Consider the following 15,312-nt stretch of genomic DNA (forward strand, 5'->3'; position numbering starts at 1 on the left):
CAAATGCAAAAGCGATTTCCGTTAGTGTTGCTGGGTAATGTACTATTTATTTTGGGGATGATTGTTTATGTAAAGTCAGACAAAACAGATTATGTAAGCCTGCTAAGATGGGTGGGGTCTGCATTGATGGTGGCCTCTATGGTTATAAACGGCGTGTATCTGTGGAACTACTTTAAAGAGCAGAAGCGCAACAAAAATTGACACGTTACTTTCTAAATAAAACCGGTTACGCACTCCTTACGTTGTTTGGGGTGGTAACGGTTATATTCTTTTTGTTTACCGTATTGCCCGGCGACCCGGCCCGCATGATGCTCGACCAGAACGAGAACAGCGAGCAGCTGGCGCTCATCAAAAAAAAGTATGGGTTTGACCAGCCGGTAAGTACCCAGTATTTTTATTACCTGAACGACCTTTCGCCGGTATCATTCCACAGTACCAATGCGGATGATTACACGTATCTGGCGGAGGGCAAGTATACCGCTGCCAAGCTGTTTACTATTGGCAGTACCACAACCGTACTAAAAGCGCCGTATTTGCGTGAAAGCTTCCAGAAAAGCGGCAAGAAAGTCACACAGATAATAGGCGATACCTTGCCCAATACCGTGGTGCTGGCCTGCTTTGCCATACTCATTGCCATAGCGGTAGGGGTGGTGCTGGGCATCGTTTCGGCCATGTATAAAGACACATGGGTAGACAGGCTCATCGCACTGGTAAGTACGCTGGGTATGAGCCTGCCGTCATTTTTTGCGGCCATATTATTTGCCTGGGTATTTGGTTTTTTACTTCATGAATATACCCACCTCGACATGACGGGCAGCCTCTATGAGGTAGATGATTTTGGCGAAGGCCGCCACATTCAATGGAAAAATATTATCCTCCCTGCCATAGTGTTGGGCATACGTCCGCTGGGTGTGGTCATACAGCTGATGCGCAACTCATTGCTTGAGGTAATGGGGCAGGACTACATCCGCACCGCGCGTGCAAAGGGCCTTAGCGAAAGGCGCATTATTACAAAACACGCGCTTAAAAATGCGCTCAACCCCGTGGTTACCGCCATATCGGGTTGGTTTGCGAGCATGCTTGCCGGGGCTGTGTTTGTAGAATACATCTTTGGTTGGAATGGCCTGGGCAAACAGGTGGTAGAGGCGCTCAGCACACTCGACCTGCCCGTAATTATGGGCAGTGTACTGATCATAGCCGCCACGTTTGTGGTTATCAATATACTGGTAGATGTTATTTACGCATGGTTGGATCCTAAAATTCGGTTGTCATGATAAAGGGTACCTTATTCGCTATTGCGGTGCTTACAGTAATTTCATGCAATAAGAAAGAAGCGGCGTCGGTACCTGAAAAGAATGATACCGTTAGTGTGCAGGTGCAGCAGCCTGAACAACTACATGAGCATATAAAGCCTGAACCGCAAATGGGTGAAAGCGTAGGCAGGATAGGGGATATGGATATTGTTTATGACTTTTACAATATAACCCAGTCTGCAACCGAAAAATTTGTTGTATACATTAAGCAGGATAAAGTTAAAGACACCCTGCTTACATTAACTGAAGATGATGGTTTGGGAGATAATTATGTGATTGGTGCTGAGGTGCTTACTGTTGTTGGGAAGCCATTTATTTATGTAAGAACTGGCCACACGTATGGGCATAGCAGGAATTACCTGTATTCGTTTGATGTTGAAAAAAAGAAGGCCTGCCGTGTTGAAGAAGAACCGCTATCGGTATCTTATAAAGTACCTGACAGCCTTTTTACCGGCCATGTTACCAGCTTCGATTTGGAAAAAAATGATGATAACACCTTTTATTCCGGGGTTAACCTGCATTCGCCACAAATGGTGGCTTATACATTTAGTAACCAATACAAACTGGTTGAAAAAGCGAACAGGCAATATATATTAAAGCCTTACGGAGACAAGCTGGTTGACGAGAACGGCAATGTTATTAAAATCAGATAATAGCATTTTTGTTACGCGTGATGTTGTAAATTTGCTACAATTAACTATATATTAAAATGAAAAAACTATTTTTACTGCCTATACTACTGTTTATGGTTGCATGTACACAGGCGCAGGATAAGACTTCTTTTGGCAAAGCCGCCCTTGAGTCGAAAATGACTTCGGTTGACGGAAAAGAAGTAGCCTTTAAAGACATACTTGCCAAATATAAAGGCAAGGTTGTGGTTATCGATGTTTGGGCATCATGGTGCCCGGACTGTAAAAAAGGAATGCCTAAAGTGCACGACCTGCAAAAGATGTTCCCCAATGTTTCGTACCTGTTCCTGTCGTATGATAAGTTTGACGACAAATGGAAAGCGGGTATAGAATCGTTTAATACCAAAGGTGGTGAAAATTACCACGTGGGCGTGAACATGAAAGAAGGCGAATTTGCTAAAGACATAAAGCTGGACTGGATACCACGCTATATGGTAGTAGATAAAACCGGAAAAATAGCGTTGTTCAGGGCTATAGAGGCCGACGACGAAAAACTGATCAATACACTAAAAACCCTACAATAATGAGAAAAAAGATCGTTGCAGGAAACTGGAAGATGAACAACGACCTTCAGCAGACCGAAGCTTTGCTGGATGACCTGATTGCTAACACGCCCGAGACAATTGCTAAAATTGTGGTGGCCCCAAGCTTTGTGAGCCTTACTACCGCAGTAGCAAAAACACATGGTACCAATATTATTGTGGCTGCGCAAAACATGCACCAGGCAGAAAGCGGCGCCTATACCGGCGAAGTTTCGGTAAACATGCTTAAGAGCGCTAAGGTAAACACTGTGATTTTAGGCCACTCAGAGAGACGTGCCTACTTTGGCGAAACCAATGCGCTTCTTGCAAAAAAAGTAGATACGTCGCTGGCTCACGGCCTTACCGTTATATTTTGTTTTGGCGAAGAACTTGCCGACAGGCAGAGCGGTAACCACTTTAATGTGGTTGAAAGCCAGCTTCGTGAAGGCCTTTTCCATATCGCACAATCTGGTTGGGACAGTGTAGTGCTTGCTTATGAGCCGGTTTGGGCAATAGGTACAGGCGAAACTGCAAGCCCTGAGCAGGCACAGGAAATGCACGCGTTTATCCGTAACCTTATCAGCGAAGCGGTTAGCCCGGCTGTAGCAGAAGAAACGTCTATCCTATACGGAGGCAGTGTAAAACCGGATAATGCAGCGGAGATATTCGGCAAGCCGGATGTAGATGGCGGCCTTATTGGTGGCGCGGCGCTTAAAGCTGCTGATTTCCTTGCTATAGTAAATGGCATACAGTAATTTATTGTTTTATAAATACTGAAAAGCGGCTCAATTGGAGCCGCTTTTTATTTTTTTTCACCACTTAAGCCATAATTTGGTGTGGGTATTATTTTATAATCGAATTCTGCATCTATATTGTTTATAGTATTTATCTGTTGTATAACAGAGTTATGAAATTGATTGACTGTTATAGTTTCACCGTCTGGTGTATTTTCCGGATAAGTGATAGCATAATTGTAAATTTCGTTCAGTAAATTATCATACAAAATGTATTTTTTTAAATTGCTGGAACTATTGGCCTCAACTTTAAATACAAGTGGTGACAGTGCATAAAATGATGCCAGTGAGGCAAAAGTAAAGAATATTGTTTTTCCATATTCATTAATATTATTTATGCCTTTTTGTGCAGTTATAAAAATGAGAATAACTGATATTGATGAAATTATTAATAGAAGAGCTGAAGAAGTAAAATGATAAGGATAGAAGGTTAGGAAACTTAATTTATGTTTTTCTTTTTGATTATTTATTTCTCTATACAAATTTAAAATTTTTAGTTTGTCTAGTTTTTTCAAAACCGATAAATGGCTAATTCCATTTTCTTGTATTTGAATATTCTTTTCTGTTGTGGCTAAAATTTTATATCCATTATTCAAAGCATAATTACGTAACAAATATGCGCCAATTTGCCATATACATAATATTACTATAACTAGACTACTGTGTTTTATCCATGATTTATATTGTGGTGATTCCATTTTTTGGACATAAATCTATGTTTTTCCATAAATAATGTCAATACCCACTAATGGTGATTTTTAATAAAAAAGCGGCTCAACACAAAATTGACCCGCTTCTTTATCTTGAGTTTCTGAGTGTCTTAGCACCTCAGTACCTTATTTACTCTCTTTCAAAACCATATCAATAGTAATGGCCGCAGAAATAATAACCGCTTTACTTTTTTTGTCGGTTACATCTCCGCTAATGGTAACGTTATATTTATCTGCAGTGGTAAAAAGCTCTTTTACGGCTCCGGCCCATTTTTTAGAGATAGCGCCTATAGGAGCCTGGTTAGCATCTTTAATTACAAAGTTCCAGGCTTTCCAGTCACCGGTAATTTGCGCAAGCTGCACTTCAGAATCGGTGAAAATTGTAAATGTGGGTTTAAAGAATTTAAATTTCTGCTTAATAATACCTATTGGGGTATTGTTAGCATCAGCAATTACAATCTTAGACATCCAGAATGTCCATCCGCGGGAAATGGTGCCTTCAAGGCCTCCCTCTGCATTGCGTATCTCAAGCAGGAATGGCAGCATTGGTTTCTTTAGGAACAGGCGCAGTACTTTCTGGCCTGTAGTAAGCTTTTGTTTTATAGCGCCTATAAGTTCACCGTTTTCACCGTATACCTTATATTCGTTTTCAAATTTGAACATGTTTACTTTTTCGTCGATAAAATACGTGTTTGAATCAAAGAAATTAGACATAAATGGTTTTTTATTGGTTATTAAAAATTTTTGACTAATTTATATAAAATCACATTGCAAAAAATAGCTATATCGATTTTTTAATTAACATAATTCAAAAAAAAGGAAGGCCCCTGTTTGTGGCTTGGGGCCTTCCGAGTTGGAAAATAGTTGAAAGAAAATCCGTTGTTTGTTATGCAGAGACTACCTGCGCCGCAGCCGCTTTTTCAGTTTCGGTTACCACATTAATAAGGATAAACGAAATTTCGCCGCTGTGTTTTTCCTGCAACGCTTTAAGGCTTTGCAGCGTTATATTACCGGTTATGTACCCGGAGTCGTGGTTTGTATAGGCTTCTTCTACCGTACTAAAATGTAATTTAAACAATTCTGCATCTTCCCTGCGGTGCCTTAACAGCACTTTAAGTTCGGCCTCATTGGTTAGCCTTACGTCTTCTTCCCGGTATATTTTTTTATACTCATATTTATACTCATAGCTCAACGCCGATATATCAGACAAAACTGCCGAAGCCGTAGGGTAGGCACCCGCACCGCGCCCTACAAAAAAGTGGGTATCAGCAAAGCTTGTTTTTGTAATTACTCCGTTAAACACATCGTCTACATTATAGAGGCGGTCATCGGGTGTTACAAACTTAGGGATCACAAAAGCAGAGAGTGAACCATCCGCTGCCTTGTAGGCCTGTGCCACAAGTTTTATCTTAAAGCCTTTCTCTTTAGCGTACTTCAGTTCAAGTTCACCTATATTGTCTATACCTATGTTAAACAAATCGGCAGGCGTGGCAATGTAGCCAAATGCATGAGCAAGCAATATAAGTAATTTATACTTAGCATCAAAGCCCCCGGTATCTAAAATTGGGTTGCTTTCTGCAAAGCCAAGATCCTGCGCTTGTTTAAGGGCATCAGCATAGCTAAGGTTTTCGCTAAATGTTTTTGTCAATATGTAATTGGTGCTGCCGTTTACAATACCTTCTATCGATTCCAGCAGGTCGTTATCATAATACTCCTCCAGGTTACGGATGATGGGCATACTGGCACAGGCTGCGGCCTCATACAGCAACGGCACATTATACTCGCGTTGCAGCTCCAGCAGTTCGGTAAAGTGCTCGGCCACCATTTTTTTATTGGCGCTAACTACAGCCTTACCTTTTCTCAATGCTGCCGACACTATTTCAAAGGCCGCGTCGGCATCATCAATAAGCTCAACCACTACATTAATGCTTTCGTCGTTTAAGATGTCGTTCTTGTCAAAGGTAAAATTTTCAGCACCTATAGTGCGCGGCTTGTCTTTGTCCCTAACGCAGATGTTCCTGATATTTGCCCTAAGTGCCGGACTTTTTTGCAGTACTTCATACAGGCCAAGCCCTACGCAACCGAAACCAAAGAGGCCTATATTTAATTGTTTTCTTGACATTGACTTTATAGTTATGCAGTTACGGCTTCATTTTCTACAGCAACATTTACCGCAAGGGCAAATGCCTGTTTAAGGTCGTCTATAAGGTCATCTGCATCTTCAAGGCCCACGCTGAGGCGGATAAGGCTGTCGGTAACACCGGCCTGGTAGCGTTTTTCTGCGGGGATAGATTTGTGGGTCATTTCGCACGGCAAACACAACAGGCTTTTAACCCCGCCAAGGCTTTCTGCAAGCTTGAACAGTTTAGTGCTTGAAACTATTTTTGAGGCAAGTTCTTTATCGTCAATAACAAGGTCAAAGGTTACAACGCCGCCAAAGAATTTAAGCTGCTTTTTAGCCACATCATGGTTGTGGTGTGTGGCAAGCCCGGGGTAGTATACATTTTTAACCAGTTTTTCGCTTTGCAGGTACTCCGCTACTTTTTGGGCGTTTTCGGCATGGGCTTTAATGCGCAGGCTAAGAGTTTCTATACCGCGGATAACCAGCCAGCTGTCAAACGGCCCAAGTATGGCACCCGACGCGTTTTGTATGAATTTTATTTTGGCTCCCAGCTCTTCTGTTGCGGTAACCACAAGGCCTGCAATAAGGTCACTATGGCCCGATAGGTATTTTGTGGCACTGTGCACCACAATGTCTGCACCCAGGTTAAGCGGCTTTTGCGCTATTGGCGAAGCAAAGGTATTGTCTACGCAAAGCAGTACATTGTTAGCTTTAGCGATTTTTGCAATAGCTTCAATATCTGATATTTTAAGGGTAGGGTTAGTAGGCGACTCTATCCAGATAAGTTTTGTTTTATCGGTAATGGCATCCGCTACGTTTTGTGCGTTTGTAGTATCTACATATTTTACACTGATGCCAAATTTTTCATATACATGGGTAAACAGCCTGAAGGCGCCACCGTAAATATCATCTACTGCTATGACTTCGTCGCCGGCGCTCAGCAGTTTTATAACCGCGTCAATTGCGGCAAGGCCACTGGCAAACGCACAGCCGTTAGTACCGTTCTCCAGTTGTGCAATGGTATCTTCAAGCACCTTACGTGTAGGGTTGTTGCTGCGGGCATAGTCAAAACCTTTGTGTACGCCCGGGGCTTCCTGTACAAATGTTGAGGTTTGGTAAATAGGCACCGAAATACTTCCGGTCAATGGGTCGATAGGCAGGTTGTTCAGGATAGCAGTTTGTTCTTTCATTTTTTCCGATTTTAATTTTTGTTAAACATTTTTGTTTCTCAAAAACTATTCGAAGCCAGTATATCGGAAAAAGGCCTAAATAAAAAAAGCCTTCCCGACAAGTCAGAAAGGCATATAATATCTAAATATTTATTTGCTTTTTCTTACTTATCTATCCACACCTAAGCGTGGTTGAATGTGGCACCTTATCATACACTAATGCAGGACAGGTTGCCAAGACGTCATTGGGTCAATTCCCTCGGTCTTTCTGGATAAGAATAATGTTTGAAGAACTTGCAGCAAAGGTAACGCACAAGTTTTTTATTTTCCAAACTTTTTTTGATAATTTTTTTTTCTGTTTAGATTTGTTGTTATAAATTATTGTTTTTCAATATTTTATAATGATTGTTTTCATGATATTGTTTCTGAGGTTATTAAAATAGATGTAATATTTTTTCTTATATAAGAAATAAGTCTTATATTTGCAGTGTCATAGCCTGGCCAGGCAAAATGTCAAAAGATTTGTTTTTTTATTTTATAAAATGACTGAATTGTCAAATTTAACGGCACTACGTGCTACTGTTGGTATTAGTGCACAGACAGCCTATGTAAAAGGGCATACAACTGCCGGAGATGGCGGTGGGGGAATGTTTATCTGGAGTACGGATGCTGCTTTTACAACCGGGGTTTATGCCATAGATAATAATGGTACTATTATCCAGGCAACAGGAAACAATACCGGAAGGTGGGTAAGGCAGTATGAAGATTTTATTAATGTAAAATTTTTCGGGGCTTTTGGACTTGGTGGCGATTATACGTTGCATATCCAGCGGGCAATTGACTTTGCGGCATTAAACTCTATAAGTTATACTTTGCAAAGTATTGTAAAAGGAGCTACAGTTTTTATACCTAATGGAGATTATACTATATCTTCACTGACCCTGAAACATAAAGTAAATGTTATGGGAGAATCGCTGGAAGAAACCCGTTTGCATTGTAATGGGCAGGGTAGCGCCGTGGGTATGTTTGAGATTGAAAGAGGCCCAGTTTTTGTAAATGTATCAAACCTGCATTGTCTTGGCGAGGGAACAAGTAAAACCTGCTTTAATCTGGAAGCAAAGGGCGAAGATCCTCAAAACCCTAATACAACTCATGGGGGGCTTTGGTATTCTACTTTTAAGAACATCCAGGTAAAATTATTTAAAGGTGATGGCATTGTATTAAAAGGCGGCGGAAACTACCTTTTACCAAACCAGTTTAATATTTTTGAAAACGTACGTGTATTTAAAAATAGTGATTTTACCCACGCATTGAAAATGATTGGGCAAAACGGGCAGCACACGTTCCTTAACTGCCAGTTTGATGGCTTTTACAACACCACAACGGCAACATGGTCATTAGGGCACAACGTTTATATACAAAATAGTACAAGTATTACCACTGCGGTGGCTTCTTTTATAAATAGTACGTTTCAGGATGGCAATTACGGGATATACATGGAATATGCCGAGAATGTTACTATAGACAATTGTTGGTTTGAGAACCTGGGGGTAGCTGTCACAACCAGGCCCACCTGTAAGGCTATAACCATTACTAACAGCCGTTTTGCCAATGCCGCTGGGTTTGGATCTTTATCTGCACCTAATAATATCAAAAATGGACACTGTTTTTCGATAACTACGTCTTTTGTATCTATCACAAACAACTACATAACGGTTTCAAATCCTAATAATATTGATTCAGGATTAGCATTCCTGGTAACGATGAGCAATAGTACTACCGGAGGAGTTCATTTAGCAAATAATATTTTTTCCGATCAGCGCCTTGATAAAACGAATAATATTCCGCAAATAACCAGTGGCATTACTTTAAACGTGGGTGCAAACAGGCTGGTTAATACAAATCTGGCCGGTATCAACGGGTATACAGCTATTGAGTCCAGGCTTAATACCGGCGAATACCTTACCGTAAGGGCTACTGATTCTATATATTTTGGTGCCAGTAGCCGTTTGTTCCTGGGGGGCAAATCCCAGTTAAATTTAAGTGCGGGAGAAATGGCAACGTTTGTAAAATTAGATTATGCTAATAATACATCTGAAAATTTTGCCTTGGTATCCTTTACTAAATCAGGCTCCGTTTAATAACTGACTTCATTTACAGCCCCGCAACAGCGGGGCTTTTGATTTAATATGTCTTTCAAACCTCTCTTTTATAACCTCTACGCATACAACTGCGAAAGCGCTATAAACACAATAGCCAAAAGTGCCAGCACGATACCAACATAATTTTTAAGGCTTAGCTTTTCGCCAAAAATAAGCACCCCGGCTAAGCTTCCGGTAACGATAACGCCCATGTTCATGGCTGCGAAAACGGTGCTGGGATTATTTGAAAATTCTTGATGGGCCTGTAGGTAAAAAAGAATATTACCGAAATTAAAGATGCCTACCAGTGCCCCATAGGCAATGTTCATAATACTGAAATTTGTTTTTTTTAGTATGAAAATTTCGTACAGCATTGCAAAAAAGGTGATGATTATAGCACCTATAAATACCATAAAAAGCGAGGTGGTATAGTTGGGTTCGCTAAAAGTAACTACTTTTTTAAATAGTGTATCTACTATTCCAAAGCCTAATAACACTACTATTGGAAATAACCATGTACCGGCATTATTGCTGGCAGTTGATTTTTTTGCCAGTATAAGCCCCAGTGCAGGGAAGCCGATAATAAGGCCTGCAACTTTATAAGGGGTAAAATTTTCTTTAAAAATAAACCATGCGGCTAATATGGGGATGAACAGCGAGAGGCGCTGGGCGGCATCGGTACGCACTATGCCCACTTTTCTTACAGATGCGGCCAGGAATATAAATACCGAGGGCAGTAATATCATCAACGGCACATATACCGGCCAGTGAGCCTGGAAGAGAGATACCGAAGGCTTAGGGGCGAAAAAAAGGTAGCACAAAAGCAGTGCGACCGCATAGTTACAGAAAATAATCTGTGTGTTGCGGATCATGTTGCAGCGTGCCGTTTTAAATATTATGCCTACGGATACGCTGCATAATATGCTTAAAACAAGGTAAAACATTTTTGTATATTGGATTATTAAGACAATATAGGAGGTCAGGCCTATGTCCCCAAAAATACAGATAAGTGGGGATATTTCAATTATTATGTAATTATTTTTGTAATAAATTTAGTTAACAAATCTATTTCCTGCATCATTAAATGCCAGTGCCTTATTTTTTAATACAATAAGCCAATCATTTAGGCTTTATGCTTAAATTTGAGAAACTATTGCACGGTATGAAACAATTTTTATTAGGTATTATTTTTATCACTTTAGGGGTGCAGGTACACGCCCAGGAAGATGCCTGGGTATATTTTACAGATAAGCCAGATGCCGCATATTACATGGGTAACCCTCTGGAAATGCTTTCCCAAAAAGCGCTTGACAGGCGGGCTGCACAAAATATAGCGCTTGATGAAACGGATGTACCGGTAAACCAGGGCTACATAAATACGGTAACAAATGCTCCCGGCATTACCGTAATGGCAAGAAGCAAGTGGCTGAACGCACTGCACATTCGCGGTACCGAATCGGACATTAATGCGCTTGCTGAACTTAGTTTTGTTGAATCTATAGATTTTGCAAGTAATAACCTTAGCGACACCGGTAAGCCAGCCCACGTTTCACAACATAACATGGTCAATAAGCAGTTAGACATACAGGCAGAATATGCTTATGGGGGCTCCGCATCGCAAATACAGATGCTTAACGGGCACCTGCTGCATGAAGCCGATTTTACAGGTACCGGCATGACCATAGCCGTGCTTGATGCAGGTTTTCCTGATACTGATACCTCCCCGGCGCTGCAAAACCTGTATGACAATAACCTTGTACTGGGCGGCTATAATTATGTTGCGGCATCTGAAAATGTGTACCAGGGCGGCTCGCACGGTACGCTGATATTAAGCACTATGGCGGGGTATGTTGAGGGCGAACTTGTAGGAACCGCGCCTAACGCTTTTTACTACTTTTTTGTTACTGAAGATGTAACCAGCGAAAACCCGGTGGAAGAATCGTATTGGGTAGAAGCTGCCGAAGCCGCTGACAGCCTGGGTGCCGATATAATTAATACATCGCTGGGCTATTTTGAATATGATAACCCTGCTTACAGCCACACATACGAAGATATTGACGGCCAGACGGCATTTATAACACGGGGGGCAAACATTGCGTTTACTAAAGGGATGTTCCTGGTTACTTCTGCAGGTAACAGTGGTGCGACAGAAAATCCGCACATAGGCGTACCAGCAGATGCGTTTAACACCCTTACACTGGGTGCCGTAGACAGTGCAGAACAATATGCTTTATTTAGTTCGATAGGGCCAAGTTTCGACGGACGTGTAAAACCTGATGTAATGGCGCAGGGGCAGGGGAGTACCTATGCAACCCTTGATGGTAGTATCGGCACCGGTAACGGTACGTCTTTTAGTAGCCCCATAACGGCGGGGCTTGTTGCGTGCTTGTGGCAGGCGTTACCGGGCTTGACCAATGCAGAATTGCTACAGCTCATCCGCCAGAGCGCGGACCGTTATAATAACCCCGACGAGTTTTACGGCTACGGCATCCCCGATTTTTGGGCAGCGTACCAGTCGGCTTTAGGAACTGCTGAAGTTACAAAAAATGCATTTTCGGTGTACCCAAATCCTGCTGAGGCAGTCGTGAAGATAGCATTTCCTAAAGATATAGATTCAGGAATTATAATGCTTTATAATAGCCTCGGTCAACTAATATTTCAAAAGGCGATTACACTTGACAACTCGTATGTTTCTGTTGAAGCATTGCCTACCGGTATTTACAGTTACGCAATAGAATGCGGCGATAAAAGTGTTTCAGGGAAGTTGGTGAAAAAGTAGCATCTTACTAAAATCATGAATAAAATCACCCAGCTTTTTAATATACAATATCCTATAATACAGGCCGGGATGATATGGGCCAGCGGCTGGAGGCTTGCCAGCGCCGTGAGCAATGCCGGTGGGCTGGGCCTTATAGGCGCGGGTTCCATGTACCCGGAGGTATTGCGTGAACACATACAAAAATGCAAGGCAGCTACTGATAAGCCTTTTGGCGTAAATGTGCCCATGCTGTACCCTAGTATCCAGGAAATAATGGATATTATTGTGGAAGAGGGCGTGAAGATTGTGTTTACCAGCGCGGGCAACCCTAAAACGTGGACTGCTTTTTTAAAAGAGAAAGGCATTACCGTAGTGCATGTAGTAAGCAGTGTAAAATTTGCCATGAAAGCGCAGGAAGCCGGGGTAGATGCCGTGGTAGCCGAAGGCTTTGAAGCCGGGGGGCATAACGGCCGGGAAGAAACCACCACCTTTACACTTATACCAATGGTAAAAGAAAAACTGCAAATTCCACTTATTGCGGCGGGGGGCATAGCAACGGGAAGGGGTATGCTGGCAGCTATGGTGCTGGGTGCCGATGGCGTACAGGTAGGCAGCCGCTTTGTAGCTACGCCCGAAGCATCATCTCATGAGAAGTTTAAGCAGGCGGTTGTACAAGCGCAGGATGGCGATACCCACCTTACACTGAAAGAGCTGGCTCCCGTAAGGCTGATAAAAAATAAGTTTTATAATGATGTGGTTGCGCTTTACGCCACATCACCCACACCGGACGACCTTAAAAATTTGCTGGGACGCGCCCGAGCCAAGAAAGGGATGTTTGAGGGCGACCTTGACGAAGGCGAGCTTGAAATAGGCCAGATTGCCGGATTAATAAATGATATAAAACCGGCTGCCCAAGTTGTAAAGGATATGATGGCGGAGTTTGAGGCTGCTAAGACCGAAGTAACATCGCTCTAAAATCAGGTTCGCCGGTCTTTAATCGTGTAAGCGAACAATTTTACCACGAATACTATTTGTGCCACGATAAAAGGTATTATAGTGATGCAGAAAACCGTGATGTAAATACCAATAATCACTGGGCCGAAAACATCATACAGCAGCGGTAATATATCGCACAAGAGGAACGGTACTGTCATAAACACGTAAATATAAGCAGTAGTATCGCTTGTTTCTTTTTTCAGAATAAGAAAGTAAATAAACACTACTGCAATAAGCCAAAGTCCTCCAACACTGGTGATAAATAGTGGAGGCATTATGGTAGTGTGCCAGCCCGGTATTATTGAAGAAATAAAGTCAACCGAACAGTTTTGCATCAATACATAGATTACTGCAATTAAGGCTATAGTACCGGTAACGCTCTTTTTCATTGTCAAATTACGGTGCTTTATTTACTCCAATTACCGTTTTTAGCAACTCACTTTCATAAATTTCAGCGGGTGAAATCACGGCTTCATCTAATGGGATAGTATTGCCGTAGCGCTCCTTCATCTTTTGCTGTACCGCTGCATTACTTAAATCAAAATCCTTTAGATGTTTTAGTTTTCCTACCTCAAGCCCGGTGCCGTCTTTATACAGTTTCCAAACCAGCTCGCTGCAATAAATGCGGTCATTGCTCCACTCAAAATACAGGTCATAGTCTTTAGCTGTCATTTTTTGGGCGGAAGCTTTCATTTTTTTAAACGCTTCAGGTGTAAGTGGGGTAGTGTCTTTAAGGCGTTTTATAACATAAGCGCTTTTTTCGCCCCGCACTATCCAGTTATCAAGCGGTGTGGTGGTTACCGGCTGTATGGCTTCAAATACAAACCATTTGCCGCTGTCTTCAAACACAATGCCGCAATGCGAATATTTAGAATGCGTAGCCAGCTGTATGGCCTGGCTTTGCGCCGATGTTGAGGTTTGGAAAATGATATCGCCGTTGCGTAACAAGGCAGTGTTAACTTCAGGTTTTCTTTTGCAGGCTAAGCAGGCTAATGCCAATAGCACAAGATAGTAATACTTCATAAATATGGGTTGGTTAAAACAAAAAAACTCCGGTAATCAGCCGGAGTTCAATCATCAATCAAAAAACGAACAGTTATTGAACTGTTGGTGCGTTATATATTTTTAAATCGTTATAAGCGCGTTAAGAACCGCCAAAATACAAATTTTATTTAAAATATAAAATTCCGGCGTTGCTTTTTTACTTATATGCTATTAACCTAAATAGGTTTTAAGGATTTTGCTACGGGAAGTATGTTTTAACCTCCTGATAGCCTTCTCTTTAATTTGTCGCACACGCTCACGGGTAAGGTCAAATGTTTCGCCTATTTCCTCAAGAGTCATTGGGTGCTGGTCGCCTAAACCAAAGTAAAGCCTTACAACATCGGCCTCACGGGGGGTAAGGGTTTCAAGCGCGCGCTCTATCTCTGTACGTAGAGACTCGTGTATCAGTTCCCTGTCAGGGTTTGGCGATTCACCGGAACGCAGTACGTCATACAGGTTAGAATCTTCACCTTCTACAAGCGGCGCATCCATTGATAGGTGGCGGCCACTGTTTTTCATGCTTTCCTTAACGTCGTTAACGGTCATGTCAAGCTCTTTGGCAATCTCCTCAGCAGATGGTGCACGCTCGTTGCTTTGCTCAAGCAGGGCATACATCTTGTTGATTTTGTTGATAGAGCCTATTTTGTTAAGCGGAAGCCTTACAATACGCGACTGCTCGGCAAGTGCCTGTAGTATGCTCTGGCGAATCCACCATACGGCATACGAAATGAATTTAAAACCACGTGTTTCGTCAAAACGCTGTGCGGCTTTTATAAGGCCAAGGTTACCCTCGTTTATAAGGTCAGGTAGTGTAAGCCCCTGGTTTTGGTACTGTTTTGCAACCGATACCACAAAACGAAGGTTAGCTTTAGTCAGTTTTTCAAGTGCTTTCTGGTCGCCCGCTTTTATGCGCTGTGCCAGTTCTACCTCCTCATCCGCCGTAATAAGGTCTACTTTACCAATTTCCTGGAGGTACTTGTCTAATGAAGCAGTTTCCCTGTTAGTAACCTGCTTTGTAATTTTTAACTGTCTCATGTAAAATTCCTGAGTTAATA

At 42.0% G+C, this 15,312-nt stretch carries 16 protein-coding genes and 1 riboswitch; of the genes, 8 read left to right on the forward strand and 8 right to left on the reverse strand.

Annotation, left to right across the window (positions count from 1 at the left end):
* Window positions 1–3 precede the first annotated feature (3 nt).
* The 5 genes from ACLI09_RS04135 to tpiA are packed head-to-tail and all read left to right on the forward strand — an operon-like array spanning window position 4 to window position 3,278.
* Complete coding sequence (locus ACLI09_RS04135; protein WP_411418317.1) at window positions 4–201, forward strand: hypothetical protein; 198 nt, start codon at window positions 4–6, stop codon at window positions 199–201.
* Window positions 198–1,274: an ABC transporter permease gene (locus tag ACLI09_RS04140; protein ID WP_411418318.1), complete on the forward strand. Its 1,077-nt coding sequence runs from the start codon at window positions 198–200 to the stop codon at window positions 1,272–1,274. The genes ACLI09_RS04135 and ACLI09_RS04140 overlap by 4 nt, the downstream gene beginning before the upstream one ends.
* Entirely contained in the window at window positions 1,271–1,966 is a 696-nt protein-coding gene (locus ACLI09_RS04145) for a hypothetical protein (RefSeq protein WP_411418319.1), read from the forward strand. The genes ACLI09_RS04140 and ACLI09_RS04145 overlap by 4 nt, the downstream gene beginning before the upstream one ends.
* A 56-nt stretch (window positions 1,967–2,022) precedes the next feature.
* On the forward strand, window positions 2,023–2,526 hold the full coding sequence (locus ACLI09_RS04150; RefSeq protein ID WP_411418320.1) for a TlpA family protein disulfide reductase: 504 nt from the start codon (window positions 2,023–2,025) through the stop codon (window positions 2,524–2,526).
* Window positions 2,526–3,278 carry a triose-phosphate isomerase gene (gene tpiA, locus ACLI09_RS04155; protein WP_411418321.1) on the forward strand — a complete coding sequence of 251 codons (753 nt, stop codon included), beginning with the start codon at window positions 2,526–2,528 and terminating at the stop codon, window positions 3,276–3,278. Before ACLI09_RS04150 ends, tpiA begins: the two co-directional genes overlap by 1 nt.
* Window positions 3,279–3,325: 47 nt before the next feature.
* Here tpiA and ACLI09_RS04160 read toward each other — a convergent pair whose 3' ends face one another.
* The 4 genes from ACLI09_RS04160 to ACLI09_RS04175 all read right to left on the reverse strand — a co-directional run bounded on the left by ACLI09_RS04160 (window position 3,326) and on the right by ACLI09_RS04175 (window position 7,339).
* Complete coding sequence (locus tag ACLI09_RS04160; RefSeq protein ID WP_411418322.1) at window positions 3,326–4,015, reverse strand: hypothetical protein; 690 nt, start codon at window positions 4,013–4,015, stop codon at window positions 3,326–3,328.
* A gap of 138 nt (window positions 4,016–4,153) precedes the next feature.
* Window positions 4,154–4,741, reverse strand: coding sequence for a phospholipid scramblase-related protein (locus ACLI09_RS04165; protein WP_411418323.1), 588 nt, complete (start codon window positions 4,739–4,741; stop codon window positions 4,154–4,156).
* A gap of 172 nt (window positions 4,742–4,913) precedes the next feature.
* Complete coding sequence (locus ACLI09_RS04170) at window positions 4,914–6,149, reverse strand: homoserine dehydrogenase (protein ID WP_411418324.1); 1,236 nt, start codon at window positions 6,147–6,149, stop codon at window positions 4,914–4,916.
* A gap of 11 nt (window positions 6,150–6,160) precedes the next feature.
* Complete coding sequence (locus ACLI09_RS04175; RefSeq protein WP_411418325.1) at window positions 6,161–7,339, reverse strand: trans-sulfuration enzyme family protein; 1,179 nt, start codon at window positions 7,337–7,339, stop codon at window positions 6,161–6,163.
* Between the two features lie 144 nt (window positions 7,340–7,483).
* Window positions 7,484–7,597, reverse strand: a riboswitch (SAM riboswitch).
* A gap of 272 nt (window positions 7,598–7,869) precedes the next feature.
* On the opposite strand from ACLI09_RS04175, the gene ACLI09_RS04180 reads away from it, so the two are divergent.
* Window positions 7,870–9,459, forward strand: a complete 1,590-nt coding sequence (locus ACLI09_RS04180; protein WP_411418326.1) for a hypothetical protein — start codon at window positions 7,870–7,872, stop codon at window positions 9,457–9,459.
* Window positions 9,460–9,536: 77 nt separating this feature from the next.
* Here ACLI09_RS04180 and ACLI09_RS04185 read toward each other — a convergent pair whose 3' ends face one another.
* Complete coding sequence (locus tag ACLI09_RS04185) at window positions 9,537–10,331, reverse strand: EamA family transporter (protein WP_411418327.1); 795 nt, start codon at window positions 10,329–10,331, stop codon at window positions 9,537–9,539.
* 290 nt (window positions 10,332–10,621) lie between these two features.
* Here ACLI09_RS04185 and ACLI09_RS04190 point away from each other — a divergent pair, with 290 nt between their 5' ends.
* Window positions 10,622–12,238, forward strand: a complete 1,617-nt coding sequence (locus ACLI09_RS04190; RefSeq protein ID WP_411418328.1) for a S8 family serine peptidase — start codon at window positions 10,622–10,624, stop codon at window positions 12,236–12,238.
* A 15-nt stretch (window positions 12,239–12,253) separates the two neighbouring features.
* Window positions 12,254–13,192 (forward strand): NAD(P)H-dependent flavin oxidoreductase, encoded by a 939-nt coding sequence (locus ACLI09_RS04195; protein ID WP_411418329.1) that lies wholly within the window; start codon window positions 12,254–12,256, stop codon window positions 13,190–13,192.
* A 2-nt stretch (window positions 13,193–13,194) separates the two neighbouring features.
* Here ACLI09_RS04195 and ACLI09_RS04200 read toward each other — a convergent pair whose 3' ends face one another.
* The 3 genes from ACLI09_RS04200 to ACLI09_RS04210 form a co-directional block, all read right to left on the reverse strand.
* The gene (locus tag ACLI09_RS04200; protein ID WP_411418330.1) at window positions 13,195–13,602 is read right to left on the reverse strand and encodes a hypothetical protein; all 408 of its coding nucleotides are present in this window, start codon (window positions 13,600–13,602) and stop codon (window positions 13,195–13,197) included.
* Between the two features lie 7 nt (window positions 13,603–13,609).
* Window positions 13,610–14,236 (reverse strand): YiiX family permuted papain-like enzyme, encoded by a 627-nt coding sequence (locus tag ACLI09_RS04205; protein WP_411418331.1) that lies wholly within the window; start codon window positions 14,234–14,236, stop codon window positions 13,610–13,612.
* Between the two features lie 192 nt (window positions 14,237–14,428).
* Entirely contained in the window at window positions 14,429–15,292 is an 864-nt protein-coding gene (locus ACLI09_RS04210; RefSeq protein ID WP_128388312.1) for an RNA polymerase sigma factor RpoD/SigA, read from the reverse strand.
* Window positions 15,293–15,312 lie beyond the last annotated feature (20 nt).

The sequence above is a fragment of the Flavobacterium sp. RHBU_24 genome (assembly GCF_046613695.1).
Classification (GTDB): Bacteria; Bacteroidota; Bacteroidia; order Flavobacteriales; family Flavobacteriaceae; genus Flavobacterium.

Excerpts from the sequence above, each read along its gene's own strand:
- ACLI09_RS04190 (WP_411418328.1), top strand. The coding sequence starts at position 10,622 with ATGAAACAATTTTTATTAGGTATTATTTTTATCACTTTAGGGGTGCAG.
- ACLI09_RS04145 (WP_411418319.1), top strand. The coding sequence starts at position 1,271 with ATGATAAAGGGTACCTTATTCGCTATTGCGGTGCTTACAGTAATTTCA.
- ACLI09_RS04170 (WP_411418324.1), bottom strand. The coding sequence starts at position 6,149 with ATGTCAAGAAAACAATTAAATATAGGCCTCTTTGGTTTCGGTTGCGTA.
- ACLI09_RS04200 (WP_411418330.1), bottom strand. The coding sequence starts at position 13,602 with ATGAAAAAGAGCGTTACCGGTACTATAGCCTTAATTGCAGTAATCTAT.
- ACLI09_RS04160 (WP_411418322.1), bottom strand. The coding sequence starts at position 4,015 with ATGGAATCACCACAATATAAATCATGGATAAAACACAGTAGTCTAGTT.
- ACLI09_RS04165 (WP_411418323.1), bottom strand. The coding sequence starts at position 4,741 with ATGTCTAATTTCTTTGATTCAAACACGTATTTTATCGACGAAAAAGTA.
- ACLI09_RS04195 (WP_411418329.1), top strand. The coding sequence starts at position 12,254 with ATGAATAAAATCACCCAGCTTTTTAATATACAATATCCTATAATACAG.
- ACLI09_RS04185 (WP_411418327.1), bottom strand. The coding sequence starts at position 10,331 with ATGATCCGCAACACACAGATTATTTTCTGTAACTATGCGGTCGCACTG.
- ACLI09_RS04150 (WP_411418320.1), top strand. The coding sequence starts at position 2,023 with ATGAAAAAACTATTTTTACTGCCTATACTACTGTTTATGGTTGCATGT.
- ACLI09_RS04135 (WP_411418317.1), top strand. The coding sequence starts at position 4 with ATGCAAAAGCGATTTCCGTTAGTGTTGCTGGGTAATGTACTATTTATT.
- ACLI09_RS04210 (WP_128388312.1), bottom strand. The coding sequence starts at position 15,292 with ATGAGACAGTTAAAAATTACAAAGCAGGTTACTAACAGGGAAACTGCT.
- ACLI09_RS04175 (WP_411418325.1), bottom strand. The coding sequence starts at position 7,339 with ATGAAAGAACAAACTGCTATCCTGAACAACCTGCCTATCGACCCATTG.
- ACLI09_RS04205 (WP_411418331.1), bottom strand. The coding sequence starts at position 14,236 with ATGAAGTATTACTATCTTGTGCTATTGGCATTAGCCTGCTTAGCCTGC.
- tpiA (WP_411418321.1), top strand. The coding sequence starts at position 2,526 with ATGAGAAAAAAGATCGTTGCAGGAAACTGGAAGATGAACAACGACCTT.